We start from the raw sequence: 26,372 nt of genomic DNA on the forward strand, positions 1-26,372 counted from the left end.
CCATGGACTTCAGCAACACCGAGCGCAGTATCGACTACCAGAAACGGCTCACGGCCTTCATGGACGAGTGCGTCTACCCCGCCGAGGCGACCTACCACGAGCAGATCGAGGCCTCCGGCGACCCGCACCACTTCCCCGCCGTCCTCGGCGAGCTCAAGGAGGAGGCGAAGAAGCGTGGCCTGTGGAACCTCTTCCACCCGCACGAGGGCGACGGCGTCCCCGCGCTGACCAACGCCGAGTACGCCCCGCTCGCCGAGATCATGGGACGCAGCATCGAGATCGCCCCCGAGGCCTGCAACTGCAACGCCCCGGACACCGGCAACATGGAGGTCCTCGAGCTCTACGGCACCGAGGAGCACCGGAAGAAGTACCTCGAGCCGCTGCTGCGCGGCGAGATCCGCTCCGCCTTCTGCATGACCGAGCCGGAAGTCGCGTCCTCCGACGCCACGAATATCTCCATGGGCTTCACCCGCGTCGACGGCGGCTACCTGCTCAACGGCCGCAAGTGGTTCAGCTCCAACGCCATGCACCCCAACCTCGGCGTCCTCATCGTCATGGGCAAGACCAGCCCGGACGCGGAGCGGCACCTGCAGCAGTCCATGCTCGCCGTCCCCGCGGACGCCGAGGGGGTGACCATCGTGCGCAACCTCCCTGTCTTCGGCTACCACGACCGCGAGGGCCACGCCGAGATCCTCTTCGAGGACGTCTTCGTCCCCGACAAGGACATCCTCGGCGGCGAGGGCATGGGCTTCCGTATCTCCCAGGACCGCCTCGGACCGGGCCGTATCCACCACTGCATGCGCTCGATCGGCATCGCCGAGCGTGCCCTGGAACTGCTGTGCCGCCGTGCCGAGTCCCGCACCACCTTCGGCAAGAAGCTCTCCGAGCGCGACAACATCCGCGACTGGATCGCCGAGGCCCGGATCAGTATCGAGTCCGCCCGACTGCTGACGTTGAAGGCCGCGTGGATGATGGACACCGTCGGCAACAAGGCCGCCCGCCAGGAGATCGCCGCGATCAAGGTGCTCGCCCCACGGATCGCCCTCGAGATCGTCGACAAGGCGATCCAGGTCCACGGTGGAGAGGGCGTCACCAACGACACCCCGCTGGCCGGCATGTACGCCGGGCTGCGCACCCTACGTTTCGCCGACGGTCCCGACGAAGTGCACCTCATGACCATCGCGCGGGCGGAACTGCGCAAGTACCGGTAGGAAGGACGCCATGACCGCGAAGAGCACCGCCTCCCCCTTCGACACCGTCGCCCTCACCGACTGGCTGACCTCCCTGCCCGACAGCGGGATCACCGGCCCGGTGGAACTCACCCGGATCGGTGCCGGCCAGTCGAATCTCACCTACCTCGCCACCGATGACATCGGGAACTCCGTCGTCGTGCGGCGTCCCCCGCTGGGACACCTCGCCGCCTCGGCCCACGACGTCCTGCGGGAGGGCAGGATCATGGCCTCGCTCGCGGACACGGACGTGCCGGTTCCGACCATCTACGGGGCGACCACGACCGCCGAGGAGGTTCCGGTCATCGCCATGTCCGTGGTGGACGGCACCTCACTGAACTCGCCGAAGTCCGCGTCCCTGTTGAGCCCGGACGCCCGCCGCGCCGCAGCCCTCGGCCTGGTGGACGCCATGACCGCCGTGCACCGGGTCGACCTCGAGGAGACCGGCCTGACCTCGCTGGCCTCCCACAAGCCCTATGCGCCGCGGCAGCTGCGCCGCTGGGCAGGCCAGTGGGACCAGACGAAGACCCGGGAGGCACCGGCCCTGGAGGCGCTCACCGGGCGACTGCGTGCCGCGGTGCCGGAGCAGTCCGAGACCGTCCTGGTCCACGGTGACCTGCACCTGGGGAACATCATCGTCGACGAGTCCACCGGGACGGTCAATGCCGTCGTCGACTGGGAGCTCACCACCCTGGGCGACCCGATGGCGGACATCGGTTCCCTGCTGGCCTACTGGCCGTCGGCGGACGGCCCGAACCTCCCCGGGTTCGACGCCGCACTCGCCGAGGGATTCCCCACCGCGGACGAGTTGGCCGACCGGTACCTGGAGAAGACCGGACGCTCCCGGGATGCCCTGAACTACTGGCATGTCCTGGGGCTCTGGAAGGTCGCGATCATCATCGAGGGCGTCCTGCGTCGGGTCCGGGACACGCCCGAGAACGAGGCGACCTCCGGCGCGCCGACAGCCGCGGTGGCGGACGACCTTATCGAGCGGGCGACCCGCATCGCCGACGCCACCGGACTCTGACCGGCACGGTGCCAGTTCATCGAAGGTTCACCCGGGGATAGTGGGCGGGGTTACACTGGCGGGAAGTCCTCAGACGTCTCAGGAGTCCGTGATGACCGACCCGAACCAGAACCAGCCCCCGCAGAACCCCGGAAACTGGAACCCGAACTCGGGTGGCTGGAACCAGAATCCCTACGGTTCGCAGCCACCGCTGTACGGCCAGCCGGGTCAGCCGGGGCAGGCGCCGATGTACGGCGCACCGGGCCAGCCGGGCCAGCCTGGTCAGTCAGGCGGCGGCAACGGCGGCAGCGGGAAGCTCGTCGCGATCATCGTCGGCGCCCTGGTCATCGTGATCATCATCGCCGTGGTCGCCATTTTCGCGCTGCGTGGCGACGATGACGACGACAACGACACCGCCCCGGACAACAGCACCAGTTCCGCACCGCTCGACGATTCCCTCGGGGACACCGGTGGTTCGGACAGCACGGACGACCCGTACGGATCGGATGATTCGTCCGGCACGGGTGGTGACGGGAGCCTGCCGTCGCAGTGGAGCGGTATCGTGCCGGCCTCCGTCGAGGAGTACCTCACCGAGTGCTTCGACACCAGCTTCAACATGAACGATGTCGAGTCCTCGGAGCAGAGCGAAGTAGACGGCACCAGCTGCTACCTCGACGGCCCCGCCCCGCTCTCCGGCCAGCAGGTGGACATCCTCGCCGAGGACGCCCGCATCATCTACCTCCAGGACGCCCTCAACGGCGACGTCCCCGGCGCCTCCGGCACCGTCTTCGACCAGAGCGGTTCCGTGACCGTCGGCATCTCCGACGTGGAGTCCAGCGGTCCCACCCTGTTCTACCTGGACTCCGATTCCTCGGTCTCCGTCGAAATCATCGAGTTCAACGACGAGAACGAGGCCCGGGACGCCGCCCGGGAGCTGGGGCTTCTCTAGCCCCCTTCTCTAGGCGGTCACCTGCAGCGGGACCGCCTTGAGGTCCTTGCGCAGGATCTTTCCGGTGTTGGACTTCGGGATCGCCTCGACGATGTCGACGTAGCGGATCTTCTTGTACGGGGTCACCTGCTCGGCGACCCAGCCCATGAGTTCCTCGGCGTCGACCTTCACCGGTGACCCCTCGCGCACCTGCGGGACGATGAAGGCCCGGGGGACCTCCTCACCGTCGGACTCCCGCAGGACACCGACGACACCGGCGTCGGCGATATCCGGGTGGGAGAGCAGCAGGGCCTCGAGCTCTGCCGGGGCCACCTGGTAGCCCTTGTACTTGATGAGTTCCTTCATCCGGTCGACGACGTAGACGTTGCCGTCGCGGTCGAGGTCCACGATGTCGCCGGTCCGCAGCCATCCCTCGGGGGTGATGGTCCGCGCGGTGGCCTCCTCGTTGTCCAGGTAACCGACCATGACCTGCGGTCCACGGATCCACAACTCACCGGACTTCGAGCGCGCCTCCGGGTCGTCACTATCCGGGGCGGTGATCTCGGGCAGGGAATCATCGGAGACGTCGACGACCTTCGCCTCGGTATTGGACACGGGGTGCCCGATGGACGCCGCCGGGGTCTCACCGAGAACCGCACAGTGGGTCACGGGCGAGGTCTCCGTCATGCCGTAGCCCTGCGCGACAGTGGACCCGATACGTCCGGACACGGAGTCCGCGAGATCACCGTCGAGTGCGGCCGCACCGGAGACCATGTGCTTCATGCTGGAGAGATCGTACTCGGCGACCACCGGGTGCTTCGCCAGGGCGACGGCGATCGGCGGGGCGATGTAGGTCAGGTCCACCCGGTACTTCTCGATGGCCGCCAGGAACTTCACCAGATCGAAGGTCGGCATGGTCACCAGGTGCATCCGGTGGAGCAGCGAGGCGTTGAGCAGCGAGTTCATCCCGTAGATGTGGAAGAACGGGAGCACCGCAAGCATGGTCCAGTCGTGGTCGACCCCGGAGACCTCGAGGGTGACGCCGATCTGGTACATGTTCGCGACCAGGTTGCGGTGGCTGAGCTTCACACCCTTGGCCATGCCGGTGGTGCCCGAGGAGAAAGGGATCACGGCAATGTCCGTGGCGGGGTCGAGATCGACCTCCGGTGCCGGACGACCCTCGGCGATGAGGGACGCCTGGCCGGCCTCGGGATCGTCGAGGACGATAACGGATTCCGCGGGGAGACCGGCGGACGCGGCACCGGTGATCCCGGCGTCCCCCAGGGCCTTCATGGTGAGCAGGTGGGACGCACCGGCCTGCTGCAGCTGCTTGTCGATATCGGAGGGTATGAGCAGCGAACCGAGAGTGGTGACCGTTCCCCCGGCGCGCATGATGCCGTGGAAGGCGACGGCGAAGGCGAGGCTGTTCGGCGCGTGGAGCCCCACGACCGACCCCTTCCCGACGCCGCGGGCGGCCAGTGCTCCGGCGGTGGCGTCCACCATGTCCTGCAGTTCCCCGTAGGAGACTTCCTGACCGGTGGCGCTGTCGGTGATCGCCGGGCGGGCGCGCTGGTCCTCGGTGAGCGACCCGAAGAGAGTCTGGTAGATGGTCTCGTCGGGAATGACGATCTCGGGGAAACGGCTGGGTGTGGTGGACACGGAGACTCCTGTTCTGACGTGAGCTGAATCACTGTTCATTTCACGCCAATATAGGCCCACTTGCTTCCGAGGGCAACGATCTCCCGATTACCGGTCTGCCGGCGCCCCCAGCGCATCCCGGAAGCAGGCGAAGACCTCCGCCGTATCGAGTGCGGTGAGGATCCTCGCATTCGCCGGGCGTGCCCAGTACGGGCCGACCTCGCCGACCTCGCCGTTCTCGCCGGTGCGCCCCTCCCCCTGCGCCGTCCCGCCGGGCCAGTCCGCCACCGTGGTGCCGCGCAGCAGGTCAGACTCCGCCTCCACCCGCACCGTGGCGTCCTGCAGCTCCGCGTCGACCGCACCGCACAGCACGGTCGCCGCCGCCAGGTCGTGGATCTGCGCGACGTAGCCGACCCCCACCGACTCGTGGAACTCCATGTAGAACCGGAGCACCTCATCGAGCAGGACCCCGACCTCCGGAGACGCGATGGAGACCCATTCCCGCAGTTCCGACGGGGTCAGCAGCACCCGCTCGGTGACGTTGAGCGGACAGATCACGGGCGTCGGGGCGTCCTGCGGCCAGTTGTCCAGGCAGTACGCCAGGGCATGCGGGTCCGACCAGGCGTTCCACTCCGCGGTCGGGGTGGTGTTGCCCGGATAGAGGAACGCCCCGCACATCAGCGTCACCTGCGTGTCCCGCAGCAGATGCGGGGCATGCTCCACCGCCCACGCGAGGTTGGTCGCCGGCCCGATGACGAGGATCTTCTCCGGGGACGCCGCCTCCCACGCCGCCACGGCCTGTGCGGCGCTGCCTTCCTCTTCCACCACCGGAGCAGCCGGAATGTGGTACCCCAGTCCCTCCGGCCCGTGGGTCTCGGGCGTCGTCGTCAACGGCAGCACCCGCGGCCGGGACGCGCCGACGGTCACCGGCACCTCCGGGGTGCCGGCCAGCCGCAGCACCTCGGCGGAGTTCCGGGCGGCGGTGGCAGCCGTCGTGTTCCCCGCGACCGTCGTGACGTGCAGATCGAGGACGCCGCGCCGGTGCAGCGACGCCAACCACAGCAGGGCGAGCGCGTCGTCGATCCCGGTGTCGACGTCCGCGACGAGACTAGTCATTGTCGACGAGATCCCAGCCGCGGGCGAGGAAGTCCTGCTCGGACTCGTCGATCCACGCGTGGATGAGGGACTCGGCGTCCTCCCGGGAATCGACGATCCGCCGGTAGTACTGCTCCTCGCCGTACCCGTGACCCCACATCACCGACCAGCGGGTGCCCAGGTGCCGGTCGGCGGTGATGTAGTCGCCGAGCACCACCTGGTCGGCGACCTGGAACCAGTCCAGGTCCGGGGCGTAGTTCATCGGCACCGCGACATGCACCTCCACCTCACCGACGTTGAAGACATTGCCCACCGAATCGGAGAGCTGCCAGCGGGTCGTCTCGTCCGGCACGGTGCCCTCGGAGATGTCCTCCCACTCGCGGTCGAGCAGAACCGTGGCGTCCCCGGCCATGAAGCCGGTGAGCAGGTCCACGATGTCCTCCACGGTGCTGCCCGGATCGACCAGGGAAAGTCGTTCGCCCTCGGCGAGCCGGTGGACGATCCAGCGGTGGTCACCGATGCCGACCTGGACCTCCCGCACCCCGTCGACCGGTGCGGGGACGCCGCGCCCGGTGGGCTCCACCGACAGCACGAATCCCTCGGTGCCGGCGATGACCGCGGACTCGAGTGTCGCCCGGAGCGACTCCGGTGTCGCCGAGGCGACCAGTCCGCCGCCGCGGACACTGAACCGGCACAGTGTCGGGGGCGCACCGGGTGCCAGACCGCTGGCGTTGACCCACACCCGCCCGTTCTCCTCGAGCATGCACACTCCCGTGGTCGCGGCGTGCAGGATGAGGTCGGCGAAGGTGTCGTCGTGGATCTCCGCGGCCAACGGCACAGTGACCTTGAGGATCGCCCCTCGCGGACGCACCGGGTACGGGTCAAGGTCCATGTAGAGGTGGGACGGCGGGTTCTCCGGATCCTCGGCGGCCTGCAGGGCACGCCGGTTCATCCACGCCGCGAGGTCATCGAGGACCTGCGGGGTCGCCGGGGTCGCCGGGGCCTCGGCATCGCGGGGTGCGCCGGAGGCGATGTCGGCGAACTCCCCCGCCGCAGCGGCGAAGTCCCGGGCGGTACGGAACTCCCCGGGGGCGTCATCGAAGTCCTCGGCGCGGAAGAAGAGGAAGGTCACCGGCTGGGGCTGCGTCGGTGCGGTGGTGGGGGCGGTGCCGTCGAGCGCGTCCACGGTGACGTCCGTCTCCTCCCACTCCAGGTCGAGGAACTCCTCGCCGTCACCGTTGATGAACAGGGACAGCACGTCGATGAGGTACTCCACGGACACGACCGGGTACTCCAACGCCATGATGCGGTCACCGGACCGGTGTTCGATGATCCAGCGTCCTCCCGGGGTACGGGCCGCCTGGACGAACACCACCCCGGGCACCGGGGACAACGCCGGGTCCACCGGTTCGATGACGATGAACGGGCGCCCGTCGGGCCCCTCGTTCGCGGCGATGTCCGCGCCGAGCGCGTCAGTGATGCTCTGGCGGCTGACGTGCAGGGTCACGGCGTCCTGCGAGGTCCGCATCCGGCAGTCGGTCGGCCCGCCGGTGGCGTTGACCAGCACATCGCCGACCGTTCCGCCGGCGATGTCGTAACCGACGAGGCAGAGACGGTTCGCCACCGCCAGGACGACCAGTGCTGCCACGGTCTCCGCGGTGCTGTCATCATCCTCGATGAGGACGCCCGCGTCTGTCGGGGAGGAGTGGTCGAAGAAGCCGAGGACACCGGGAATCTGCTGGATCTCACCGGCCAGTTCGACGAGATCCTGCTGCTCCTGCTCGTCCGGGACGCCGACCGCGGTCCGCACGAGTTCCGGCGGCCGGTAACCGACGCCGACGGCGGACGGGGCGATGAGCAGGAATCCGATGGCCATGCCGCCAACGCTAACAAAACCCCGGGTCGGTCACCGGGACCGCCCGGTCGGCAACGCGCGCTGCCGCAGCCGGGTGAGCAGCTCCACCGCCTCCTCGGCAGGCAGGTCCCGGCCGACCATCCGCACCGGCCCTGGCACCAGGTCGAACCGTACCGTCGACAGCCCCAGCATCCGCCGCAGCGGGCCCCGCCGGTGGCTGAGCTCCTGGACGTGCACGGGGTCGATGACGGAGACCGACCGGCGCCACCGGCCGCGGTGACAGACCAGGGCTCTGTCCGTGGATGCATCTCCGTCCCCACCGACGAGGATCACGCCCTGGCGCGTCCGGTCGAGCGGGGAGACCCACCGGGCGGACGCCGGGCTGCGGTAGACCCGGACTCCCCCGGTGGAGCCGGCCCCGTCGGGTACTCCGTCAGGACGCATCAGAGCCTCGACCTCTCCGCGGTCCACCGGCCCCAGGTGAGCGGCCAGGGCGAGTGCCTGGTCCAGCGGGCCCACCGGGAGGACAGCGGTGGTCGCCCCGTCCTTCCCGGGCTCGCCGTATCCGGCGATGTCCACGTCGACCTTCCACCAGTCCAGCATCCGCCACAGCAGCGGCTGGGAGATCTGGGCAGCATGGATCCGGTCCAGCGGAACCGTCTGCCGACGCCGTTCACTGAAGCCGAAGGTGATGCCCAGCAGGTGATTGTCAGAGGTGGCGGTGAACCGCCAGCTGCGGTTGAGTAGTCCCCAGATCCACGGGCCCAGGCCGGCGACCGCAGGCAGGAGCAGTGCCAGCCCGGCGGGCGTGGCGACCGAGACCAGGACGGCCAGCACGGTCGCCGCGGTCGGGCCGGTCAGCGCGGCAGCGACGATCGACCGGGTGACCGGGATCTCCGGGACGACCACGGTGCCCTGGTCTGCATCTGGTCGGGGCTCGTCGGGTGCGGGCACGTCCGGCCGCCTGCGCACCCTGCCCAGCAGGGTGTCCCGCAGCTGCTCGGCCTGGACGCGCGGCAGATACTCCACACTCACCGCACTGTCCGCGCCACCGGCGGTCTCGACCTTCACTCCGGCCAGCCGGAACAGCCGGGGTGCGAGCGGTTCCACCAGGTCCACGGCCTGCACCCGGTCGAACCGGGCGGTGCGCAGCTGCGTCGACAGCACGCCCCGGCGCACCGAGATCTCCTCCTCACCGACCCGCCACCGGGTCGCCCGCCACCACGGCCAGGACAGCAGCCAGCCAAGCATGAAGACGACGACCAGCACGACGAGCGCCGCGGGGATGACGACGACACCCGGCAACGGGGAGTCCTCGATCCGGTCCCACGCCCAGCGCAGCGTCTCGGCCTGCTGGAACAGGATCACCGCGGCGACGCCGACGAGGGCCGCCCACATCCGCAGCAGCGGGCTCAGCGGATGGACGCGCTGCCACCCCCCGTCGCTCACAGGCCGCTCATCCTCTCCCGGGCGGCGACGGCGAGGCGGTCGCGCAGGGCGTCCGCGGTTGCGGCGTCCAACCCCACCACCTCGGAATCACTGGTGGAGGACGCGGTGTGCAGCTTCACCCTCTTCACCCCGAACAGCCGCTCCACCGGACCGGCGGTGACATCGACATACTGGATCCGTCCGTAGGGCACGACGGTGATCGTGCGCCACAGGCGTCCACGCGTGATGAGCAGTTCATCGGTGGTCTCCGCCCAACGGCGGTTGCGCGCCTGGGCCGGCAGCAGCCACAGCTGCCACACCAGAAGGACGCCGAGAACAGCCGCACCGGCCCAGAATCCCGGATCGACGACAACAGCGAGGATGACGCAGGCGGTCAGCGGAATCAGCGTCCACGGCAGGATGCTGAGCATCTGGGCAGGCAGGTAGCCCCGGCTCACCGGGGTCATGTCGGTCATACGATGAGCTCGGCGGAGACGTCCTCCCAGCGGTGGTCGAAGAATCCTCCGTCTTCGCCGGCGGAGTACTGGCCGAGGACCTGGGAGATGTAGCCCAGCGCGTTCTCGTCGTCCAGGACCTCCTGGTCGAGCCGGAAGTGCCGGTTCGAGGTGCGGTACTCCACGATCCAGCCGGCACCGGTCAACGCGGCCTGGACATAGCGGACGCCGGGCACCGGGGACGTCGAGTCATCCCCGTGGACCTCGACGACGACGAAAGGGATGCCGTTGTCGGCGCGGCGCCGTCGGTCGACGTCCTCCCCCAGCACCGCCAGGATGCTCGCCCGGTCGACGTGGGTGGTGACAGTGTCCAGCGAATCACGCATCCGCAGCCCGGAATCGCCGCCGGTGGGATTGACCCACACCTGCTCCATGTCGTCGACCATGCAGATTCCCAGGTCCGCAGCCTTGATCTGGATCTGACGTCCGGTCTCGTCCCCGGTGGAGAACGGCACGCCGACATGGAGGACGCCGCAGGTGGGTGTCACCGGGAATTCGGAGATCGACAGGAAACGGAACGCCGGAGGAAGGTTCGGGTCGTGTGCACCGAGGTCGGCGTGGTGGTTGATCCAGTCGGCGAGGTCGATGATCGGGGCCGGGGCGTTGGCTGCGGCCGCGTCCCAGCTGTCGAAGCTGCCGGTGCCGGAGAGGGCGGAATCCATGGTGGTCGCGTTGTCTTCGGCCACCAGACTGTTCATGTGCTCGTTCGCCAGTGTGAGCAGGGCATTGTCCGGCAGGTAACCGTCCGGGGTTCCGGTGTCGGTCGTGGGGACGAAGAAGAGGAAGCCGAAGCTCACTGGTGGCCCTCCTGAGGAAGCTGTAGGGGCGGGCGGACGTAAGACGAAATATGTTGGGGTACCCGACCATCCTAGGGTGTGACAGCACTCACGGGTGGTTCAAACCTCCGGGGGTGTCACAGTAGGGGTGATGTGGACTCAGGGTTCTCTCCCTCCTACCACCCACGGCCTCCGCCGGTCCCCCACAAAAGCCGATCCCCCACGACATGCACCGCTGAACGGGACGTCTGTATGCGGGGAGAATGGTACCCAGGTCACACATCAGTCGATGTCAACGTGACAGCGGCCCGGGACATACCGGAGACAACATGACGTCCGCATCGCTGAAATTCGTGTCAGAGCAGCGCATGAAGCACTTTTTCACCGGAGCCTTCTACGACGAGCTGCAGGCCATCGCACTCTACGATCGGGACCGCCGACTCGCCGCAGCATTCTTCCAGGATATCTCCATCCTGGAGATCGCCATCCGAAATGCGATCGACCGCGCCCTGTCAGACAGATCCGGTGCAATGTGGTTCGCCAGCAGCCGCATGAACCGGGGCGCCCGCACCACCCGGCAACTCTGCGACACCTGGGCGAGATTCCCGGCCGGATTCCGTCAGCCTACGGAACACAGTGGAACCATCAGAGGTCGACTGATCTCCACCTGCATGTTCGGCCTGTGGGTCTCCATCCTCGATTCCGGCGGCGGCACCGGACTACCTGAACCGCGCGACCTTGCCAGACACGACGAGATCCGGGACCGGAAACTGCTCCTCGCCGCTTTCCCCGGCGGTCAGCTGGTGGCTACCGCAGAGCACGGTGCGGCCGGAAAACTCACCGGGTCATGGGTCCATGAACAGGTGAGGAAGACCCACCTGTTCCGCAACCGGGTCGCCCACCACGAACCGCTGATCCTCGACTGAGGTAATGCCCGAACCCGTCCGCACGGTGCGCTTATCCGAGGTCTCCGCCACCGACGATGTCGGATATCACTCCCCTGATCAATGTACGGATACGATGACCTGCCTTTTGTCGATAGTCCTGCGCGCCGAGGGGCGGTATCCGACACGTCGAAAGCTCAGGGCTCCGCCAGCCGCTCCATCAGCTCCCCGGCGTCGAGGCACTGCGAGGTGGGGATCAGGATGTTCTCCCCGTCCATCGTGAACGACACCGCCCGGCGCGCCAACGCCGCAGAGCGTGAATCAGTCCCCTCTCCCATCTCCGGGACGATGAAGCACCGGTGTCCGGCGCGTCCCCGCGTCCTGCCGACCGGAATCACCGGGCAGGCGGCGTCCCATCCCCAGCCGCCGGACGCCATGACCCGGGCGACCGCACGGGCGCCGCGGGGTATCCCGAGCGCGCGGGCGATCTCTCCGTAACCGGTGACCTCACCGTCCGCGATGACTGCGAGGACGGCCCCGACCTGCTCCTCCAGTGGAGAATCAGGCAAGCACGTCATGCCGGACGATGGTCTCGTCGCGGCCCGGGCCCACACCGATGTAGGAGATCCGGCAGCCGGACAGCTCCTCGAGACGCAGGATGTAGTCGCGCGCCTTCTCCGGCAGCTCCTCGAAGGTGCGGCAGCCGGAGATGTCCTCGTCCCAGGCGGGCATGGTCTCGTAGACCGGCACGGCGTGGTGGAAGTCGGACTGGCTCATCGGCATCTCGTCGAAGCGCTGACCGTCGACGTCGTAGGCCACGCAGATCGGGATCTCACCGATACCGGTGAGCACGTCGAGCTTGGTGAGGAAGAGGTCGGTGAAGCCGTTGACGCGGGAGGCGTAACGGGCGATGACCGAGTCATACCAACCGCAGCGGCGTTTGCGGCCGGTGTTCACGCCGACCTCGCCACCGGTGGTCTGCAGGTACTCGCCCCACTTGTCGAAGAGCTCGGTGGGGAACGGGCCGGCGCCGACGCGGGTCGTGTACGCCTTGATGATGCCCAGGGAGCTTGTGATCTTCGTCGGGCCGATACCCGAACCCACGCAGGCGCCGCCGGCGGTCGGGTTCGAGGAGGTGACGAAGGGGTAGGTGCCGTGGTCCACGTCGAGCATGGTGGCCTGGCCGCCCTCCATGAGCACCGACTTTCCCTCGTCGAGGGCCTGGTTGAGCACCCGCTCGGCGTCGATGAGCATCGGGGTGAGGCGCTCGGCGAAGCCCATGAAGTACTGGACGATCTCCTCGGGGTCGATCGCCTTGCGGTTGTACAGCTTCACCAGCATCTGGTTCTTCTGGTTCAGCGCGCCGGTGACCTTCTGCCGCAGGATCGACTCATCGAGGAGATCCTGGGCGCGGATGCCGATGCGGGAGACCTTGTCGGCGTAGGTCGGGCCGATGCCGCGACCGGTGGTGCCGATGGCCCGCTTGCCGAGGAACCGCTCGGTGACCTTGTCGAGCACCTGGTGGTACGGGGCGACGAGCTGGGCGTTCGCACTGACCTTCAGGCGGGAGGCGTTCGCACCGCGGGCCTCGAGGCCGTCGATCTCCTCGAACAGGGCCTCGAGGTTGACGACGCAGCCGTTGCCGATGACCGGGGTGGCGTTCTCACTGAGGACGCCGGCCGGCAGCAGCTTGAGTTCGTACTTCTCGCCGCCGACGACGACGGTGTGGCCGGCGTTGTTGCCGCCGTTGGGCTTGACGACGTAGTCGACCTTGCCGCCGAGGATGTCGGTCGCCTTACCCTTGCCCTCGTCCCCCCACTGGGCACCCACCACGATGATTGCTGTCATTGTTGTTCGTCGCTCCTCGACGGTTCAGCGTATTTGACCAAAGAAACAGTCTAGCCTGCCGCTAAGGTATACGCCATGGCAACAGTGGTTCTGGCGTGTGGCGTCCTTCCTCCTTCCCTTCAGGACGCGGTGCATGACACCGTCCCGGACCCGGTGACGCTCTCCGGGGTCCCCGGCCGGAAGGAACTCAAACTCCTCGACGAACTGGCCGCGACCTACCTGCCGGCGGATTCCACCCCCTCGCTCGACGAGATCGCCGCACAGCCCGATGTGCCGCACCAGGCGTCCCCGGTCAGCGCTCCCCAGGAGCCGGATGAGCCGGTACGGGTCGTGGTCGTCGGGTCGGACGCCGCGCTCGCGGCCGTGGTCACCCGGCTCATGCGGATCGACGCCCTGTGGATCTCGGTGGGATTCGTGCCGACGGACGCGACGTCCTCCATCGCGACGGTGTGGGGGTTGGACGCCGGGCAGTTGCCGGGCGCCGCGGCGCTCGACACGGCGCTGACCGGCGCGGCGCAGCCCACTGCCCTGATCCGGGACGATACCGGCACCGTCACCCTCGGCTGCGCGGAGATCTTCCATGCCGGATCTACGATGGTCGGTGAGGTGATCGTGGACTCGGAGACCCTGTTCCTCAATGATTCGTCGGTCAGGTGGAACGGTCGGCCGGGACCCTACGGAGCACGTTTCGTCCCGACGACCGGTGCGCCCGGTCTGGCCGCCACGCCGCTGACCACACCCTCGACGCAGGACTCGGTGGCGGCACAGCATCCGCCGAAGAAGCGGCTGTTCGGGCTGCTCGGCGGGACGGCGCAGCCCGGCGGTGTGGACCCGGACACGGTGCTCACCGGTCGTGCCCTGCAGGCCGGTGGAGAGAAGCTCACCGTGGTGCGCGACGGGGTGGCCCATCCGCGGCCGGTGAGTTCAGTGACCTTCTACCGGCACCTGCGCGACGGCCAGTTCGTCCGGCGGTAGCTCAGCCCGGCTCAGTCCGCCGGACGGACCATGGTGATGTGGTCGATGCCGGCCTCGTCGAAGATCTCGCCGACCGGGGCGAAGCCGACGTTGACGTACAGCTGCCGCGCATGGAACTGGGCGTGCAGCATCATCGGTTCATTCCCATGCCGCTCGATCACCGCTGCCAGCAGGCGGGACGCCAGCCCCCGGCCCCGGTGCTCCGGGTCCGTCACCACGCGGCCGATGACCAGGTGCGCGGTCGGAAGACCGTCGATGATCTCGGCGTCCTCGTTGCGCAGGACGCGCAGGTAGGTGGTGGGGGCGGTAGGGGCCGCGTCACCCTCCACCCCGGTCCACCAGTGCTCGGTGGTCGGTTCGAGGTCGCGTCCGTCGAGTTCCTCGTCATCACACTGCTGCTCGCGGAGGAAGACCTCGGTGCGCAGCCGGGCGATCGCGTAGACCTCCTCCGGGGTGAGGTCGGTCCAGGGTTTCATGGTTACGGTGTCGGTCGGGCGGTCCATCTGTCTATGATGACCGACGCAACTGAATATCCGACAACCAACCGACACGGGGTGTCCCGGGCAACAGGACCCGGGGCTGAGATCACACCCGCCGAACCTGACCTCATTCACATGAGCGGAGGAATGTCTGTGCCCACGCCACCTGCCGTGGCGGTGACGGTCGACCATGTCGACCTCGCCTACCCGAAGAGCCCTGCCGTCCTCACCGACGTGCACCTCACCGTCCCAACCGGAGAACATCTCGCCGTCATCGGCCGCTCCGGCTGCGGGAAATCCACCCTGCTCCACCTCATCGGTGGTCTCCTCGCCCCGACCGCGGGCGAGATCAGTGTCCTGGGGGACACCGACCCCACCGCCCGTCTCTCCCACTGCGCACTGATGCCCCAGGGCGACAGCATGTTGCCGTGGTTCTCGGTCCGTGACAATGTCGCCGTGCCGCTGCGCAACCGGGGCGTGTCCCGGCGTGTGGCACGGGGTCGCGCCACTGCGATGCTGGAGCGCTGCGGTCTCGGCGACTGGGCCACGTCCCGACCGTCCGAACTGTCCGGCGGTATGCGTCAGCGCGCCGCCCTGGCCCGGGCGCTGCTGGCCGACAAACCGGTGCTGCTCGCCGATGAACCGCTCGGTGCCCTGGACGCCATCACCCGCGGCGAGATCCAGGACTGGCTGTCTGAGTTGCTCACCGGCACCGGCGCCACCCTCGTCATGGTCACCCACGATGTCGATGAGGCGCTGCTGCTCGCCGACCGGGTGATACTCCTGGCCGACGGGGCCGTCGCCGGAGACTGGCCAGGCTGGTTCTCCCGGCGCGCCGGGCGTCCCCGGTCGGAGATCCTCGCCGACCCGGACTTCGCCGCCGCACGTGCGGAGATCCTCCGCTGCCTGGGTGGCTACGGGGAGGCCGTGGCATGACGCGTCTCCGACAGCAGGTCCTCCCGCCACTGGTCACGGTGGTCCTCATCGCTGCCGCATGGGTGTTCGCCACCACCGGCGGACGCACCGAGGACTACATCCTGCCCTCCCCCGGATCCGTGTTCGCCGCACTCGGTGACAACTGGTCCGACCGCCTTGGACCTGCGACCTGGGTGACCTTGGCCGAGACCCTGGCCGGTATGGCGCTGGGTATCGCTGCGGCACTGCTCATCGGTGTCGCCGCCGGACTACTGCCGGTGGTGGGCAACGCCTTCTCCCCGCTGCTCGTGGCGTCCCAGTCAATCCCGACGATCGTCATCGGCCCGGTGTTCACCATCGCCCTGGGCTACGGCATGGCACCGAAGGTACTGGTCGTCGCCCTGGCCTGCTTCTTCCCGGTGGCGATGAACCTGCTGTCCGGGATCCGCTCGGCCGACCCGGTCCTCATCGACACCATGCGCAGTCTCCACGCCTCCCGCTCCGCCCTGTTCTGGCGGGTCCGTTTCCCCTCCGCCCTGCCGTCGGCCTTCGCCGGGCTGCGGATCACCGCCACCTACGCCCCGGTCGCCGCCGTCTTCTCCGAGTACACCGGCTCCACCGACGGCCTCGGATACCTGCTGCTGCAGGCCGTCCCCCGGCTTCAGACGGACTTCGTCTTCGCCCTCGTCATCGTCCTCACGGTCATGTCCGCAGCCCTGCTGCTCACCGTCACCGCCCTCGAACGCCTCTGCTGCCCCTGGAACGCACCACGGCAGCACCGGAAGGAATCATGAAGAACCGTATCCTCGCCTGCGCCGCCGCCACCCTCGTCGCGGCCACCACCGTCTCCCTCGCCTCCTGCTCCTCGGACGCAGACAGCAGCACGGACGCCGACCAGCTCAGCGTCCTGCTGGACTGGAACCCGAACCCCGACCACCTCGCGCTCTACACCGCCGACCACACCGGCGCCTACGAGGATCACGGCGTGGACCCGGAGTTCATCCTGCCGGGCAACACCGCGGACGCCGCCAAGCTCGTCTCCCTCGGCCAGGCGGACGTGGCCGTCAGCTACGAGACGGACACGATCCTCGCCGCCTCCCAGGGGCTGGACGTGGTCAGCGTCGGCGCGCTGATCCCCACCCCGTTGAACTCGATCATCACGAAATCCGACTCCGGCATCCGCACCGCGAAGGACCTGGCAGGGAAGACTGTCGCCGGGTCCGGCACCCCGTCCCAGCAGGCGTCGATGGACTACATCGCACGGACCGCGGGCATCGATCCGGACAGCATCGAGATGCCGAATGTGCAGCAGAACCTCAACCAGGCACTGCTCAGTGACCAGGTGGACGCCATCGCCGGCGCCTACCCGAACATCGAGGGTGTGGAGCTGGCGGAGAAGACCGACATCACGGTCCTCTCCCCCGAGGAGCTGGGTATGCCGGACAACGCCGAGCTGGTCATCATCGCCAACCCCACCCGCCTGAAGGAGGACGCCGCCTACGCCGACCGCGTCCGTGGCTTCCTCGCCGGTACCGCCGAGGGGCAGGACGCCGCTCTGGCCGACCCGGATACTGCGGTAGACGCGATGACTCCGGAAACGAAGGGCGCCTATGACCCGGACACCCTGACGAAGATGGTGGACGCCACGGTCGCGGTACTGCGGAAGGACGGAACTGCGCCGCTCTTCGGTGTCCAGGACCCCGCCGACTGGGCGGAGTATGCCGACTGGATGCGGGACAACGGGCTGCTCGACGGGCGAATCGACGGCGCGACGGCCACGACGGCCACGACGGCCACGACGAACGACTACCTGCCGGCGTAGGTCAGTCGTTCTCCGGGTCCTGCGGCTCATCATCTGCACCCCACACCTCCGGGGTCTGCCAGGGATGGTCGACCGTCGGCTTCAGCGCCGCCATTGCCGACTCGCGCGACATGCCGCAGATCTGCAGCGCGTCCACGATGATCGACCGGCACTGCCCCAGCACCATCATCCCGGACAGACCCGAGCCGTCGGCGATCGACAGGTCGGTGCGTCCCGCGATGATCTGGAAGCGTCGGGTCAGCTCCGGGATCTTCAGCAACTCCTGCCGGGTCTCCTTCGACCCACCCTCCTCGTACACCGCGCCGAGGTGTCCGAGGGTGTCCGCGATCTCCCTGATCGTCTTCGCCATCTCCGGGTCCGGGACGATGTGGTCGTCGACCATGATCTCGGCACGTCGGGCCAGCACCCGGGTATTGCGCATGACATTGTCCACCGGCACCAGCGCGCGGTTCAGCGATGTCGAATAGCGCTTCGCCGACCAGTAGATCGGAGACAGGGCGATGGTCTCGTCGCCACTGGTCATCGCCGCCTGCATCGCGTTGACCGCGGCCTGCGTCCCCCGGGCGGTCTCCAGTGCCTCACCGATCACCGTGGCGTCCCGGTCTTCGATACCCTCGGCAACATCGTCGAGTACCAGGGCCGCCTTCGAGATCAACCCGGCCATTTCCCGACGTACCGCCCGCAACGGGTTACGGGGGATCACCGCGAGGATGATCAGGCCGATGATCCCGCCGACCAGGGCGTCCACCACCCGGTCCAGAGCCCCCTGATCGCCCGGCGGAAGCAGTGTCGCCACCAGCACCGCAGAGCTCGCGGCCTGGGACGGGACGAGAATTCCCCGGTCGACGAAGGTGGCGAGCATGATCGCGACGAAGACGACGATGGTGATCTGCCACGGGCCACCACCGATCTGGGTGATGACGAGATCACCGATCGCGATGCCGATCGCCGCCCCGATGACGATCTCCATACCGCGACGCATGTGCTTTCCGCTGTTGATGCCGATACTGATCACACCGGCGATCGGGGCGAAGAACGCCTGCTCGTGACCGATGACGTCGGTAGCGAACCAGAACGCCAACCCGGCGGTCAGCGCGGCCTGGAGGGCGAAGATTCCCATCGCCCGCATACGTTGGATGCCTCGGCGCGGAGCGATACGCCGCAGCGATTCAGTGGCGGCGCGCACACCGGCGCTTGCCCGCCTGCGGTGCCGGAACCAGCCCTTCTGATCAGCCATGTCACCTATTCTGTCAGGTCTGCTCCCGACACCCCGCCGGTCACACCCGCAGATCCGCCCAGATGCCCGCGTGGTCGCTGCCCCGTACACCGACCACGCCGGAATCCTGACACGTCAGCCCGCGGACGAGGATGTGGTCCAGCCGCAGCACCGGCACCGGGGACGGTGTCCCGGCCCGCGGCCAGGTGGGCGCGGCGAACAACCCACCTCCGCAGTCGGTCATCTCCGCCGAACGGCCGGCGAGTCGCCGCAGCTCCGGGTGCGCGGTGGTGGAGTTGAAGTCCCCCGCCATGACCAGCGGTCCGTCCACGCCGGAGGCCCAGTCCCGCAGGTCGGCCATCTCGGTGACCCACCCGTCGACCAGGTGACTGTGTGCCGGGGCGTTAGTGTGCACGCCCATCATCGTCAGGTTCTCCAGCTCGACGACCGGGTTCTGGTGGCGGGTCAGGTGCAGGTCCGCCACGGACTCCGCGGTGGCCTCCGTCATCCAGGTCTCCCGGACCAGCAGCGCGGTCCCGCCACCGCGCGTCCTCGTGGAGACCGGCTGCAGCAGTTCGAGATCCGTCGCGTCCGCCACCGCAGACGCCTGGACGTCGGAACTCTCCGGCAGGACGACGATGTCGGCGTCCATCTCCCGGGCGGTCTGCGCGAGGAACTCATCCGAGGCCTGGTGGTACCAGGTGTTCACCGAGAGGATCCGGACCGTGTCGGCGTCCTTCTCCTCCGGCATCTTCTGCGCGACCCGGCTGAGTGCCCCGGGCACCAGCACCGTCGCGGTACACACCACCACCGCCGCCACCGTCGCGCCGACGGCTGCCCGGCGGGACAGCGTCAACCACACCAGTGCCGCCAGAGCGGCGACCAGCAGGGCCAGGCCCACCGGCCACGCCGACTGGAGGAAGGGCACGATCCACGACCCGGTCTCCGGCACCCGGTCGGTGAACACACCCCACACCGGGGCGGTCATCCACCCCACGCCGAGGGCCAGCAGGAACACGACACAGCAGAGCCCCGCACGCTTCCAGGGGAAGGTGCGGGGCGGTGCTGCCGGGGTGGCGTCCGGTACAGACAAGAAGCTACTTCAGCATCTCGTCGGCGGCATCCGGGTCGCAGTCGTTGACGAGGTTGAGGCAGCGGATGTACTCGTCCTCCTCGCCGATGGCACGGGCGACGACGGCGAGCATCATGATCGCGCGCAGCACGCCACGGTTCGGCTCATGGGACCACGGCACCGGGCCGGTACCCCGCCAGCCGTTGGAACGCAGGGCGTCCAGACCGCGGTGGTAGCCGGTACGGGCGCAGGCGTAGGCGGTGATCTTCTCGGAGGGAAGATCGCCCTGCTGCAGGTGGTACGCGGCCAGCGCGGCCCACACACCCGAGTCCTTCGGGTTCGCCACGGCCAGCGCCTCCAGCTCGCCCAGTGATTCGCCACCGGTGACGGCGGACGCCAGGGACGCCGGGAGTTTCACCTCCGGGTGCTCGGCACCGAAGAGGTCGCGTCCTTTACGGATCTGTTCAGCCATGCCGCTTACTTTGCCAGAGTGGTGCCGACGGAGTGGAGGTCGGTGCAGGCTTCGACGACGCGCACGCTCATGGCCTCCTCGGCCTTCTTGAGGTAGGAGCGGGGGTCGTAGACCTTCTTGTTGCCGACCTCGCCGTCGATCTTGAGGACGCCGTCGTAGTTGGCGAGCATGTGGCCGGCGATCGGGCGGGTGAAGGCGTACTGGGTGTCCGTGTCGACGTTCATCTTGATGACGCCGTAGCGCAGCGCCTCCTCGATCTTCTCCTTCTCGGAGCCGGAGCCGCCGTGGAAGACGAAGTCGAAGGGCTGGGAGCCCTCGGGAAGACCCAGCTTGGCCGAGGCGGCCTTCTGACCCATGTCCAGGACCTCCGGGCGCAGCTTCACGTTGCCCGGCTTGTACACGCCGTGGACATTGCCGAAGGTCGCGGCGAGGATGTAGCGGCCGTTTTCTCCGGTGCCCAGGGCGTCCACGGTCTTCTCGAAGTCCTCGGCGGTGGTGTAGAGGTTGTCGCCGGCCTTGGCCTCGACGCCGTCCTCCTCGCCACCGACGACGCCGATCTCGACCTCGAGGATGATGTTCGCTGCGGCGCAGGCCGGGAGCAGGTCCTTCGCGATCTCGAGGTTCTCGTCGATCGGGATGGCCGAGCCGTCCCACATGTGGGACTGGAACAGCGGGTTCTCGCCGGCCTCGACGCGCTTGCGGGAGATCTCGACGAGCGGCCGGACGTAGGTGTCCAGCTTCTCCTTCTGGCAGTGGTCGGTGTGCAGGGCGACGTTGACCCCGTAGTGTTTCGCGGCATGGTGGGCGAAGTGGGCCAGGGCCTCGGCGCCGGCGACCATGTTCTTCACGGCCAGGCCGGAGCCGAACTCGGCACCACCGGTGGAGAACTGGATGATGCCGTCGGATTCGGCGTCCGCGAAACCCTTGAGGGCGGCGTTGATGGTCTCTGACGAGGTGCAGTTGATGGCCGGGAAGGCGAAGCCGCTTTCCTTGGCCTTGTCGAGCATGTCCCGGTAGACGGCGGGGGTGGCGATAGGCATGGAGGTCCTCCCTAGGTGTCCTCTATTTGACGCATGGCTGCACCCCAGTATGCCCGTTTCGGCGTCAGCGGGTGGTGTCGGGTGTGTCTCCACTGATCTTCGCGGCCGCCTCCATGAGCATCCAGCCTGACAGCTGCACCGACAGGTCCCGTTCCGGCACCCCCAGATCGGCCCCGGCACCGGTGGCGATGGTGGATCCGATCCGGTTGCCGGACTGCGGCAGGGCGGCGTCGTCCATCCAGGAGGACCCGAACAGCGGCAGACCGTCGACCTCCAGGCGGTGGTGCCACACCGAGTCGGCGGACTGCATCACCAGCCGCTTCGCCAACTGACGGGTCGCCCGGCTCATCCGGTCGTCACTGGGCAGGTCGGTGACGACCAGGGCGAGGTAGCGGGCGAGAATGCCCTTGAACAGGCCACCGTCGCCACCACCGTTGCCGCTGCCACCCCGGCCGGTCCCCAGTCCGATGACGCCCTCCGGTGACGCCAGGTTCGACGCCACGGCCTGCACCAGCTGGTGGACGCGGGTGATCTGTTCGGTGCCGACCTCGCTCACCGCGCGCTGCGGGATCCCCGCCTCACGCCGCTGCGCCCGGGCGAGTTCGACGAGTGCCCCGAGAACGACGCCCTGGTTGTAGGTGTGGATCTGCGTGACGGGGTCCTCACCGTGCACACGCAGCCGCACCCCGTCCATGACGAGGCCCTCGGTGTTGATCAGGCGTGGGTAGATCCACTCCACCAGCTGCGCGGCGAGGTCGGTCCGCCCGGTGCGGGCGGCGAGGATCGCAGCCGGACCGTTGGTCGGGACATTGAAGAAGTTCTCGTCGACCTTCCACGGCAGGGCGCCGGTCAGCGGGTCGACGCCCTCGATGATCGACGCCTCGAGCCCCGGCAGGTAACGGACGGTCCCGTACTTCGGCAGGTCCTGCGCCCGGTGCATGGCCAGGGCCAGCCAGGTGCGGTCATCGTAGAAATCGTTGTAGGGCAGCGGCCGTCGGTTGCGGATCCTCATGCCACGGATGGTGCGGCGGATGGCGCGCAGCCGGAGCCCGGTGTCCCGGCGGGTCGCGGCGTCCACCTGGCAGTCGATGAAGTGGGCCTGCCACCAGTAGTGCCAGTGGTAGAAGAACTTGTCGCGGGTCGACGGCGGCCACGCGATGACCCCCAGGGTCGTTTTCGGGATCCCCCAGAGCCGGGACGCATGCCGTTCAAAGACGGCCTGCTCGGCCAGATCTGCGCGGTGGTCCCAGAGTTCGTCCATGAGTCAGTTTCTACCAGGCATTTTCCAGGTCGGCGTGCTGTCTGATCCAGGCGTGCATGGCGATGCCCGCAGCCACCCCCGCGTTGATCGAGCGGGTCGAACCGAACTGGGCGATGCTCACCGTCATCGACGCCCCTGCCTGCGCTTCCGCGGTGACACCGGGCCCTTCCTGCCCGAACAGCAGCAGACAGCGCTCCGGAAGCTCCGCGGTCTCCAGGGGCACCGATCCGGGGGTGTTGTCCACGGCGACGACGGTGAGGTCGTGCGCGGCGGCGTAGGCCATGACCGAGCCTGTGTCCGGGTGGTGCTCGAGGTGCTGGTAGCGGTCGGTGACCATCGCACCGCGCCGGTTCCAGCGCTTCCGGCCCACGATATGGACGGTGTCCACGGCGAAGGCGTTGGCGGTGCGCACGACGGTGCCGATGTTCGAGTCGTTCTCGAAGTTCTCGATGGCGATGTGCAGGGCATGCCGACGCGTGTCGATGTCGGCGATGATCGCCTCCGTGCGCCACCAGCGGTAGGCGTCCACGACATTGCGACGGTCACCGTCGTCGAGCAGGTCCGGGTCATATTCTTCACCGGTGGGACGCGGGACGCCGGGATTCTCGACCTCCCAGGGACCTACCCCGACCGGGTGCGGGAACCACTCGGTGGGACCGCTGCCCTCAGCCACGGGTCGGCTTCCCGGTGAGTCCCTCGACAAGGAGCAGCTGCGCGGCGACATAGGTCGCCATGACCAGGCCGTCCACCAGCCCGTCGAGGACGCGGATCACCGGCTTCTCCCCGGTGAGGAAGGCCTGCCGGGCGAGGATCAGTCCGTCGGAGAGGACGAAGAGGTTGCCGCCGAGACCCAGCGGCGTGGTCTCTCCTTCCTCTGCGGCGAGCACCGAGGTTCCCGCGAGCAGGGAACCGTAGCCGACGGCGGCAGGCAGGGCTGCAGGTGCGCCGGTCGCCGCAGTCACCACACCGGACGCCAGGACCGGTGCACGCAGGGCGACCGTGATCTTCCGCGGCCGATGTCCGGTGCGCCACAGCTCGGCGATGTAGGACACCTGGTTGAGCGCGAAGGCCGCCGAGCCGCGGTTGAGGTTGCGGGCGCGGACCCGGGAATCGTCGCTGCGACCGTCCGCACCCATGAGGATGATGTCGCCGACCCAGCCCCCGGTCAGGCCTGCGACCACGGTCGTGGTCGCCTTCCGCTGACCTCGCGCCAGCACGGTGCCGGCGAGCAGCGGCATCAGGGTGGGCTTGACGATCCGGGTGAGCCGGTCACCACGGCGTCCTGCCGCGGCGGCGGCAACGGACACCGCCCCGGCAGCAAGGTATGCGGTGCGCAGAGCGCGGGCGGTCGACACAACTAGGCCAGGCCGAGGTCGGACAGGCCGAGCAGGCTTCGGTACTCCACACCCTCGGCCTCGATGACATCCCTGGCACCGGTGGCCCGGTCCACGACGGTGGCCACACCGACGACGGTCGCGCCGGCCGCCCGGACCGCGGCGACGGCGGTGAGCGGCGAGTTACCGGTGGTGGTCGTGTCCTCGACGACGAGGACGCGGCGTCCCTCGATGTCCGGCCCCTCGATACGGCGCTGCATGCCGTGCTTCTTGGCCTCCTTGCGCACCACGAAGGCGTCCACGCCGTCGCCGGTGTGCATGACCGAGGTGGCCACCGGGTCCGCACCCAGGGTCAGACCGCCGACGGCGACATAGTCCCAGTCGGCGGTGAGCTCCCGCAGCAGCTCGCCGATGAGCTTCGCGGACTCACGGTGCAGCGTCGCACGACGCAGGTCCACGTAGTAGTCGGCTTCCTTGCCGGAGGAGAGAGTGACCTTCCCCCGGACGACGGAGAGTTCGGTGACCAGCTCAGCGAGCCGCTTCAGCTTCTCGGGGTTGACGGTGGGTGCGCTCATGGCGGGCTCCTTACGGTGACGTGTTCGACCACCGATAGTACGGGCCCGGGCGACCGGTCAGTTGTCGGGGTCCGTGACGTCCGGATCGACGACTTCCGGGTCGACGACGTCGTAATCGTCGGCGGAGTCGGCGGAATCACGGTCGGCACCGGCATGCCGCGCGTCCGGGCCGCGGTGGCGCCCCCGGGAGACCGTGCCGGTGGAGCCGGTGGAGCCGGTGGAGCCGGTGGAGCCGGTGGAGCCGGTGGAGCCGGTGGAGCCGGTGGAGCCGGTGGAGCCGGTGGAGTCGGTGGAGTCGGAGGAGTCGGAGAAGATCGTCGCGGACGTCCCGGCCCGCACGATCCGGGGCCCGTCGTCGTCGGAGGCGTTGGCCGTGGGCTCCTCCCCCAGTGCCGGGATGCTCGTCAGACCGTCCTCGGTGACGTCCTCAGGCCATGATCCGTCGAGATCGGCCTCGCCGTAGACCTGTCCGCGGGACCGGGTCGGGAACTCCACCGGATCGGAGGGGCGCTCGACCTTCGGATGCGTGGGCTCTCCCGGTTCTCCGGGCTCTTCTGTTTCGGCGGCGTCCCCGGTCCCGATGTCGGGTTCGACCTCGGGTTCCGGCGCGGCGGGAACATCCGGCACGGCCCGCAGGTGCCCGGGGCGCGCGGTATCCCGGTCCTCGCCCGCCTCCTCCGCAGCAGGCTCAGCGGCGGGATCGACCGAGACGTGCACCCCGGATGCCGGACGCGGACGCGTCGGATCAGCGACGGCGATATCGAGAGTCGCCGTGGTCACCAGTGGCGGCAGGACCCTGGCAGCGGAACCGAGCGCCACCAGGTGCGGCAGGAGCGCGTCCCACCGGTCGGCATCGGTTCGACGTGCGCACCGCGCCACCACCCACGCCCCCGAGAAGGCCACGTCGGAGACCGTCCCGGACAGTGCGGTCAGGGCCCCTTCGACACGACTGTCGAGCATCCGCCCGACGGCCCGGTTGTCCGTGGCATAGACCGTGAAGGGTGCCCGGTCGAGGTCGGCGTCGTGCCGCATTCCGGCCGGCATGGCGGCGGTGGTGGTGATGTGGACGTTCACCGGGGAGTACGCACCCCGACGCAGGGCGAGGAGGGTCGATCCTGCGACATCGGCGATATGCACCTGGTGACCGTCGAGGAACCCCGAGACCAGGTCACGGGCTGCCGGACCCTGGTCGGTCGCGGAGATCTCACGGATCAGGCTGACCGGCCATTCCGCGGTGAGGAAGGCGTCCTCCCGCGTGTACTCGAAGCCGTGGGCGGCTGCCCAGTGCCGACGCCCCCGACGGCCGGTGAAACCGGACGGTTCCGGGGCGGGCGCAGGGGTCGGCTCCGGCATCGGCTCGGGTGTGGTGTCCGTCCCGGACGGTTCTTCCTGGTCGAACGCCTCCTCCGGCTCAACGGCCGGAGACGGCGCCGCGGACGGCCAGGCAGCGGGCCTCACGCGGTCAGGTGACGGCGCCCCTGCCTCGTGGCGACCCGGTTCCCGATGTTCCCCCGGTGCCGCCGGTCGTGAGGCACGCAGGAACAGGCCCGCGGCCACGAGAAGCAGCACGAGCCCGAGAACGAGGGCGACAACAGCGAAAGGCATCAGGGCACAGTGTATGAGACCTAGACGTTGTCTGCGGCGTAGGCCTCATGGTCCAGGAGGTCGCCGACCTCGGTGACGGTGACCTCGTAGAGCCAGCCGGCCTCGTAGGGGTCCTCATTGATGATGCCGGCGTTGTCGGCGATCTCCTCGTTGACCGCGGTGATCTCACCGGAGACCGGGGCGTAGATGTCGGAGACCGACTTGGTGGACTCGACCTCGCCGAAGGGCTCGCCGGCCTCGATCTCGGTGCCGACCTCTGGCAGTTCGGCGAAGACGATCTCGCCCAGGGCGTCGGCGGCGATGTGGGTGATGCCGACCCGCACGGTGTCACCGGCGTTGATGTCGGTCGAGTTCACCCACTCGTGCTCCTCGGAGTACAGGCGGTCGGTGGGAAGTGCAGTCAT

General features: G+C 68.6%; 27 protein-coding genes. 8 read left to right on the forward strand and 19 right to left on the reverse strand.

The annotated features are described in order from the left end of the window. Window positions 1-2: 2 nt before the first annotated feature. The 3 genes from CVA01_RS03345 (at window position 3) to CVA01_RS03355 (ending at window position 3,184) form a co-directional block, all read left to right on the forward strand. Window positions 3-1,211, forward strand: coding sequence for an acyl-CoA dehydrogenase family protein (locus tag CVA01_RS03345; RefSeq protein ID WP_141328637.1), 1,209 nt, complete (start codon window positions 3-5; stop codon window positions 1,209-1,211). A gap of 10 nt (window positions 1,212-1,221) precedes the next feature. Further along, window positions 1,222-2,256: a phosphotransferase family protein gene (locus CVA01_RS03350; RefSeq protein WP_141328639.1), complete on the forward strand. Its 1,035-nt coding sequence runs from the start codon at window positions 1,222-1,224 to the stop codon at window positions 2,254-2,256. A gap of 91 nt (window positions 2,257-2,347) precedes the next feature. Beyond that, window positions 2,348-3,184, forward strand: a complete 837-nt coding sequence (locus tag CVA01_RS03355; RefSeq protein ID WP_141328641.1) for a hypothetical protein — start codon at window positions 2,348-2,350, stop codon at window positions 3,182-3,184. A gap of 9 nt (window positions 3,185-3,193) precedes the next feature. Here the strand turns inward: CVA01_RS03355 and CVA01_RS03360 are convergent, their stop codons facing one another. The 6 genes from CVA01_RS03360 to CVA01_RS03385 are packed head-to-tail and all read right to left on the reverse strand — an operon-like array spanning window position 3,194 to window position 10,491. Further along, a complete protein-coding gene (locus CVA01_RS03360; protein ID WP_373862657.1) occupies window positions 3,194-4,861 on the reverse strand; it encodes an AMP-binding protein in 1,668 nt (555 codons plus the stop codon). Between the two features lie 48 nt (window positions 4,862-4,909). Continuing rightward, a complete protein-coding gene (locus CVA01_RS03365; protein ID WP_141328645.1) occupies window positions 4,910-5,917 on the reverse strand; it encodes a nucleoside hydrolase in 1,008 nt (335 codons plus the stop codon). Beyond that, on the reverse strand, window positions 5,910-7,772 hold the full coding sequence (locus tag CVA01_RS03370; protein ID WP_141328647.1) for a hypothetical protein: 1,863 nt from the start codon (window positions 7,770-7,772) through the stop codon (window positions 5,910-5,912). Before CVA01_RS03370 ends, CVA01_RS03365 begins: the two co-directional genes overlap by 8 nt. 30 nt (window positions 7,773-7,802) lie before the next feature. Further along, window positions 7,803-9,200: a PH domain-containing protein gene (locus CVA01_RS03375; RefSeq protein WP_244938120.1), complete on the reverse strand. Its 1,398-nt coding sequence runs from the start codon at window positions 9,198-9,200 to the stop codon at window positions 7,803-7,805. After that, a complete protein-coding gene (locus tag CVA01_RS03380) occupies window positions 9,197-9,646 on the reverse strand; it encodes a PH domain-containing protein (protein WP_141328649.1) in 450 nt (149 codons plus the stop codon). The genes CVA01_RS03375 and CVA01_RS03380 overlap by 4 nt, the downstream gene beginning before the upstream one ends. 5 nt (window positions 9,647-9,651) lie before the next feature. Beyond that, window positions 9,652-10,491 (reverse strand): hypothetical protein, encoded by an 840-nt coding sequence (locus tag CVA01_RS03385; RefSeq protein ID WP_141328651.1) that lies wholly within the window; start codon window positions 10,489-10,491, stop codon window positions 9,652-9,654. A 347-nt stretch (window positions 10,492-10,838) separates the two neighbouring features. Between CVA01_RS03385 and CVA01_RS03390 the strand changes: the two genes are divergently transcribed. Beyond that, window positions 10,839-11,396, forward strand: a complete 558-nt coding sequence (locus CVA01_RS03390) for an Abi family protein (protein ID WP_170209681.1) — start codon at window positions 10,839-10,841, stop codon at window positions 11,394-11,396. Window positions 11,397-11,551: 155 nt separating this feature from the next. On the opposite strand, the gene CVA01_RS03395 is transcribed toward CVA01_RS03390, so the two are convergent. Both CVA01_RS03395 and CVA01_RS03400 read right to left on the reverse strand, forming a co-directional pair. Continuing rightward, window positions 11,552-11,932: an MGMT family protein gene (locus CVA01_RS03395; protein ID WP_141328655.1), complete on the reverse strand. Its 381-nt coding sequence runs from the start codon at window positions 11,930-11,932 to the stop codon at window positions 11,552-11,554. Beyond that, entirely contained in the window at window positions 11,916-13,202 is a 1,287-nt protein-coding gene (locus CVA01_RS03400) for an adenylosuccinate synthase (RefSeq protein ID WP_014008946.1), read from the reverse strand. Before CVA01_RS03400 ends, CVA01_RS03395 begins: the two co-directional genes overlap by 17 nt. Before the next feature lie 75 nt (window positions 13,203-13,277). Here CVA01_RS03400 and CVA01_RS03405 point away from each other — a divergent pair, with 75 nt between their 5' ends. Further along, entirely contained in the window at window positions 13,278-14,177 is a 900-nt protein-coding gene (locus CVA01_RS03405) for a hypothetical protein (RefSeq protein ID WP_073884406.1), read from the forward strand. Window positions 14,178-14,188: 11 nt separating this feature from the next. Here the strand turns inward: CVA01_RS03405 and CVA01_RS03410 are convergent, their stop codons facing one another. Further along, window positions 14,189-14,680, reverse strand: a complete 492-nt coding sequence (locus CVA01_RS03410; protein ID WP_082796513.1) for a GNAT family N-acetyltransferase — start codon at window positions 14,678-14,680, stop codon at window positions 14,189-14,191. Window positions 14,681-14,803: 123 nt separating this feature from the next. On the opposite strand from CVA01_RS03410, the gene CVA01_RS03415 reads away from it, so the two are divergent. The 3 genes from CVA01_RS03415 to CVA01_RS03425 are packed head-to-tail and all read left to right on the forward strand — an operon-like array spanning window position 14,804 to window position 17,393. Then, window positions 14,804-15,592, forward strand: a complete 789-nt coding sequence (locus CVA01_RS03415) for an ABC transporter ATP-binding protein (RefSeq protein ID WP_170209694.1) — start codon at window positions 14,804-14,806, stop codon at window positions 15,590-15,592. Beyond that, window positions 15,589-16,365, forward strand: a complete 777-nt coding sequence (locus CVA01_RS03420) for an ABC transporter permease (protein ID WP_041629758.1) — start codon at window positions 15,589-15,591, stop codon at window positions 16,363-16,365. The genes CVA01_RS03415 and CVA01_RS03420 overlap by 4 nt, the downstream gene beginning before the upstream one ends. Next, window positions 16,362-17,393, forward strand: a complete 1,032-nt coding sequence (locus CVA01_RS03425; protein WP_141328657.1) for an ABC transporter substrate-binding protein — start codon at window positions 16,362-16,364, stop codon at window positions 17,391-17,393. Before CVA01_RS03420 ends, CVA01_RS03425 begins: the two co-directional genes overlap by 4 nt. 1 nt (window position 17,394) lies before the next feature. Here the strand turns inward: CVA01_RS03425 and CVA01_RS03430 are convergent, their stop codons facing one another. The 10 genes from CVA01_RS03430 to gcvH form a co-directional block, all read right to left on the reverse strand. After that, the gene (locus CVA01_RS03430) at window positions 17,395-18,630 is read right to left on the reverse strand and encodes an FUSC family protein (RefSeq protein ID WP_141328659.1); all 1,236 of its coding nucleotides are present in this window, start codon (window positions 18,628-18,630) and stop codon (window positions 17,395-17,397) included. Window positions 18,631-18,670: 40 nt separating this feature from the next. Continuing rightward, window positions 18,671-19,702 (reverse strand): endonuclease/exonuclease/phosphatase family protein, encoded by a 1,032-nt coding sequence (locus tag CVA01_RS03435; RefSeq protein WP_244938121.1) that lies wholly within the window; start codon window positions 19,700-19,702, stop codon window positions 18,671-18,673. 4 nt (window positions 19,703-19,706) lie between these two features. Beyond that, window positions 19,707-20,153 (reverse strand): DUF3151 domain-containing protein, encoded by a 447-nt coding sequence (locus tag CVA01_RS03440; RefSeq protein WP_014008938.1) that lies wholly within the window; start codon window positions 20,151-20,153, stop codon window positions 19,707-19,709. A gap of 5 nt (window positions 20,154-20,158) precedes the next feature. Beyond that, a complete protein-coding gene (gene fbaA / locus CVA01_RS03445; RefSeq protein WP_014008937.1) occupies window positions 20,159-21,193 on the reverse strand; it encodes a class II fructose-bisphosphate aldolase in 1,035 nt (344 codons plus the stop codon). A gap of 64 nt (window positions 21,194-21,257) precedes the next feature. Then, window positions 21,258-22,454, reverse strand: coding sequence for a glycoside hydrolase family 76 protein (locus tag CVA01_RS03450; RefSeq protein ID WP_141328661.1), 1,197 nt, complete (start codon window positions 22,452-22,454; stop codon window positions 21,258-21,260). A gap of 10 nt (window positions 22,455-22,464) precedes the next feature. Further along, on the reverse strand, window positions 22,465-23,178 hold the full coding sequence (locus CVA01_RS03455; protein ID WP_081465714.1) for a TrmH family RNA methyltransferase: 714 nt from the start codon (window positions 23,176-23,178) through the stop codon (window positions 22,465-22,467). Continuing rightward, the gene (locus tag CVA01_RS03460; protein ID WP_141328663.1) at window positions 23,120-23,809 is read right to left on the reverse strand and encodes a lysoplasmalogenase family protein; all 690 of its coding nucleotides are present in this window, start codon (window positions 23,807-23,809) and stop codon (window positions 23,120-23,122) included. Before CVA01_RS03460 ends, CVA01_RS03455 begins: the two co-directional genes overlap by 59 nt. Window positions 23,810-23,811: 2 nt before the next feature. Further along, the gene (gene pyrE / locus CVA01_RS03465) at window positions 23,812-24,363 is read right to left on the reverse strand and encodes an orotate phosphoribosyltransferase (RefSeq protein WP_014008933.1); all 552 of its coding nucleotides are present in this window, start codon (window positions 24,361-24,363) and stop codon (window positions 23,812-23,814) included. 57 nt (window positions 24,364-24,420) lie between these two features. Beyond that, window positions 24,421-25,968, reverse strand: coding sequence for a TtfA family protein (locus CVA01_RS14845; RefSeq protein ID WP_170209682.1), 1,548 nt, complete (start codon window positions 25,966-25,968; stop codon window positions 24,421-24,423). Window positions 25,969-25,988: 20 nt separating this feature from the next. Beyond that, window positions 25,989-26,372 (reverse strand): glycine cleavage system protein GcvH, encoded by a 384-nt coding sequence (gcvH, locus tag CVA01_RS03475; protein WP_014008931.1) that lies wholly within the window; start codon window positions 26,370-26,372, stop codon window positions 25,989-25,991.

Origin of the sequence: Corynebacterium variabile, from assembly GCF_006539825.1 — a bacterium.
Taxonomy (GTDB): domain Bacteria; phylum Actinomycetota; class Actinomycetes; order Mycobacteriales; family Mycobacteriaceae; genus Corynebacterium; species Corynebacterium variabile.

Coding starts and splice junctions, on each gene's coding strand:
- CVA01_RS03405 (WP_073884406.1), top strand. CDS start 13,278: ATGGCAACAGTGGTTCTGGCGTGTGGCGTCCTTCCTCCTTCCCTTCAG.
- CVA01_RS03360 (WP_373862657.1), bottom strand. CDS start 4,861: ATGAACAGTGATTCAGCTCACGTCAGAACAGGAGTCTCCGTGTCCACC.
- gcvH (WP_014008931.1), bottom strand. CDS start 26,372: ATGACTGCACTTCCCACCGACCGCCTGTACTCCGAGGAGCACGAGTGG.
- CVA01_RS03400 (WP_014008946.1), bottom strand. CDS start 13,202: ATGACAGCAATCATCGTGGTGGGTGCCCAGTGGGGGGACGAGGGCAAG.
- CVA01_RS03415 (WP_170209694.1), top strand. CDS start 14,804: ATGTCTGTGCCCACGCCACCTGCCGTGGCGGTGACGGTCGACCATGTC.
- CVA01_RS03355 (WP_141328641.1), top strand. CDS start 2,348: ATGACCGACCCGAACCAGAACCAGCCCCCGCAGAACCCCGGAAACTGG.
- CVA01_RS03410 (WP_082796513.1), bottom strand. CDS start 14,680: ATGGACCGCCCGACCGACACCGTAACCATGAAACCCTGGACCGACCTC.
- fbaA (WP_014008937.1), bottom strand. CDS start 21,193: ATGCCTATCGCCACCCCCGCCGTCTACCGGGACATGCTCGACAAGGCC.
- pyrE (WP_014008933.1), bottom strand. CDS start 24,363: ATGAGCGCACCCACCGTCAACCCCGAGAAGCTGAAGCGGCTCGCTGAG.
- CVA01_RS03365 (WP_141328645.1), bottom strand. CDS start 5,917: ATGACTAGTCTCGTCGCGGACGTCGACACCGGGATCGACGACGCGCTC.
- CVA01_RS03370 (WP_141328647.1), bottom strand. CDS start 7,772: ATGGCCATCGGATTCCTGCTCATCGCCCCGTCCGCCGTCGGCGTCGGT.
- CVA01_RS03425 (WP_141328657.1), top strand. CDS start 16,362: ATGAAGAACCGTATCCTCGCCTGCGCCGCCGCCACCCTCGTCGCGGCC.
- CVA01_RS03395 (WP_141328655.1), bottom strand. CDS start 11,932: ATGACGTGCTTGCCTGATTCTCCACTGGAGGAGCAGGTCGGGGCCGTC.
- CVA01_RS03455 (WP_081465714.1), bottom strand. CDS start 23,178: ATGTCGCCGCGCAGCTGCTCCTTGTCGAGGGACTCACCGGGAAGCCGA.
- CVA01_RS03450 (WP_141328661.1), bottom strand. CDS start 22,454: ATGGACGAACTCTGGGACCACCGCGCAGATCTGGCCGAGCAGGCCGTC.
- CVA01_RS03440 (WP_014008938.1), bottom strand. CDS start 20,153: ATGGCTGAACAGATCCGTAAAGGACGCGACCTCTTCGGTGCCGAGCAC.
- CVA01_RS03430 (WP_141328659.1), bottom strand. CDS start 18,630: ATGGCTGATCAGAAGGGCTGGTTCCGGCACCGCAGGCGGGCAAGCGCC.
- CVA01_RS03420 (WP_041629758.1), top strand. CDS start 15,589: ATGACGCGTCTCCGACAGCAGGTCCTCCCGCCACTGGTCACGGTGGTC.
- CVA01_RS03390 (WP_170209681.1), top strand. CDS start 10,839: ATGAAGCACTTTTTCACCGGAGCCTTCTACGACGAGCTGCAGGCCATC.
- CVA01_RS03350 (WP_141328639.1), top strand. CDS start 1,222: ATGACCGCGAAGAGCACCGCCTCCCCCTTCGACACCGTCGCCCTCACC.
- CVA01_RS14845 (WP_170209682.1), bottom strand. CDS start 25,968: ATGCCTTTCGCTGTTGTCGCCCTCGTTCTCGGGCTCGTGCTGCTTCTC.
- CVA01_RS03345 (WP_141328637.1), top strand. CDS start 3: ATGGACTTCAGCAACACCGAGCGCAGTATCGACTACCAGAAACGGCTC.
- CVA01_RS03380 (WP_141328649.1), bottom strand. CDS start 9,646: ATGACCCCGGTGAGCCGGGGCTACCTGCCTGCCCAGATGCTCAGCATC.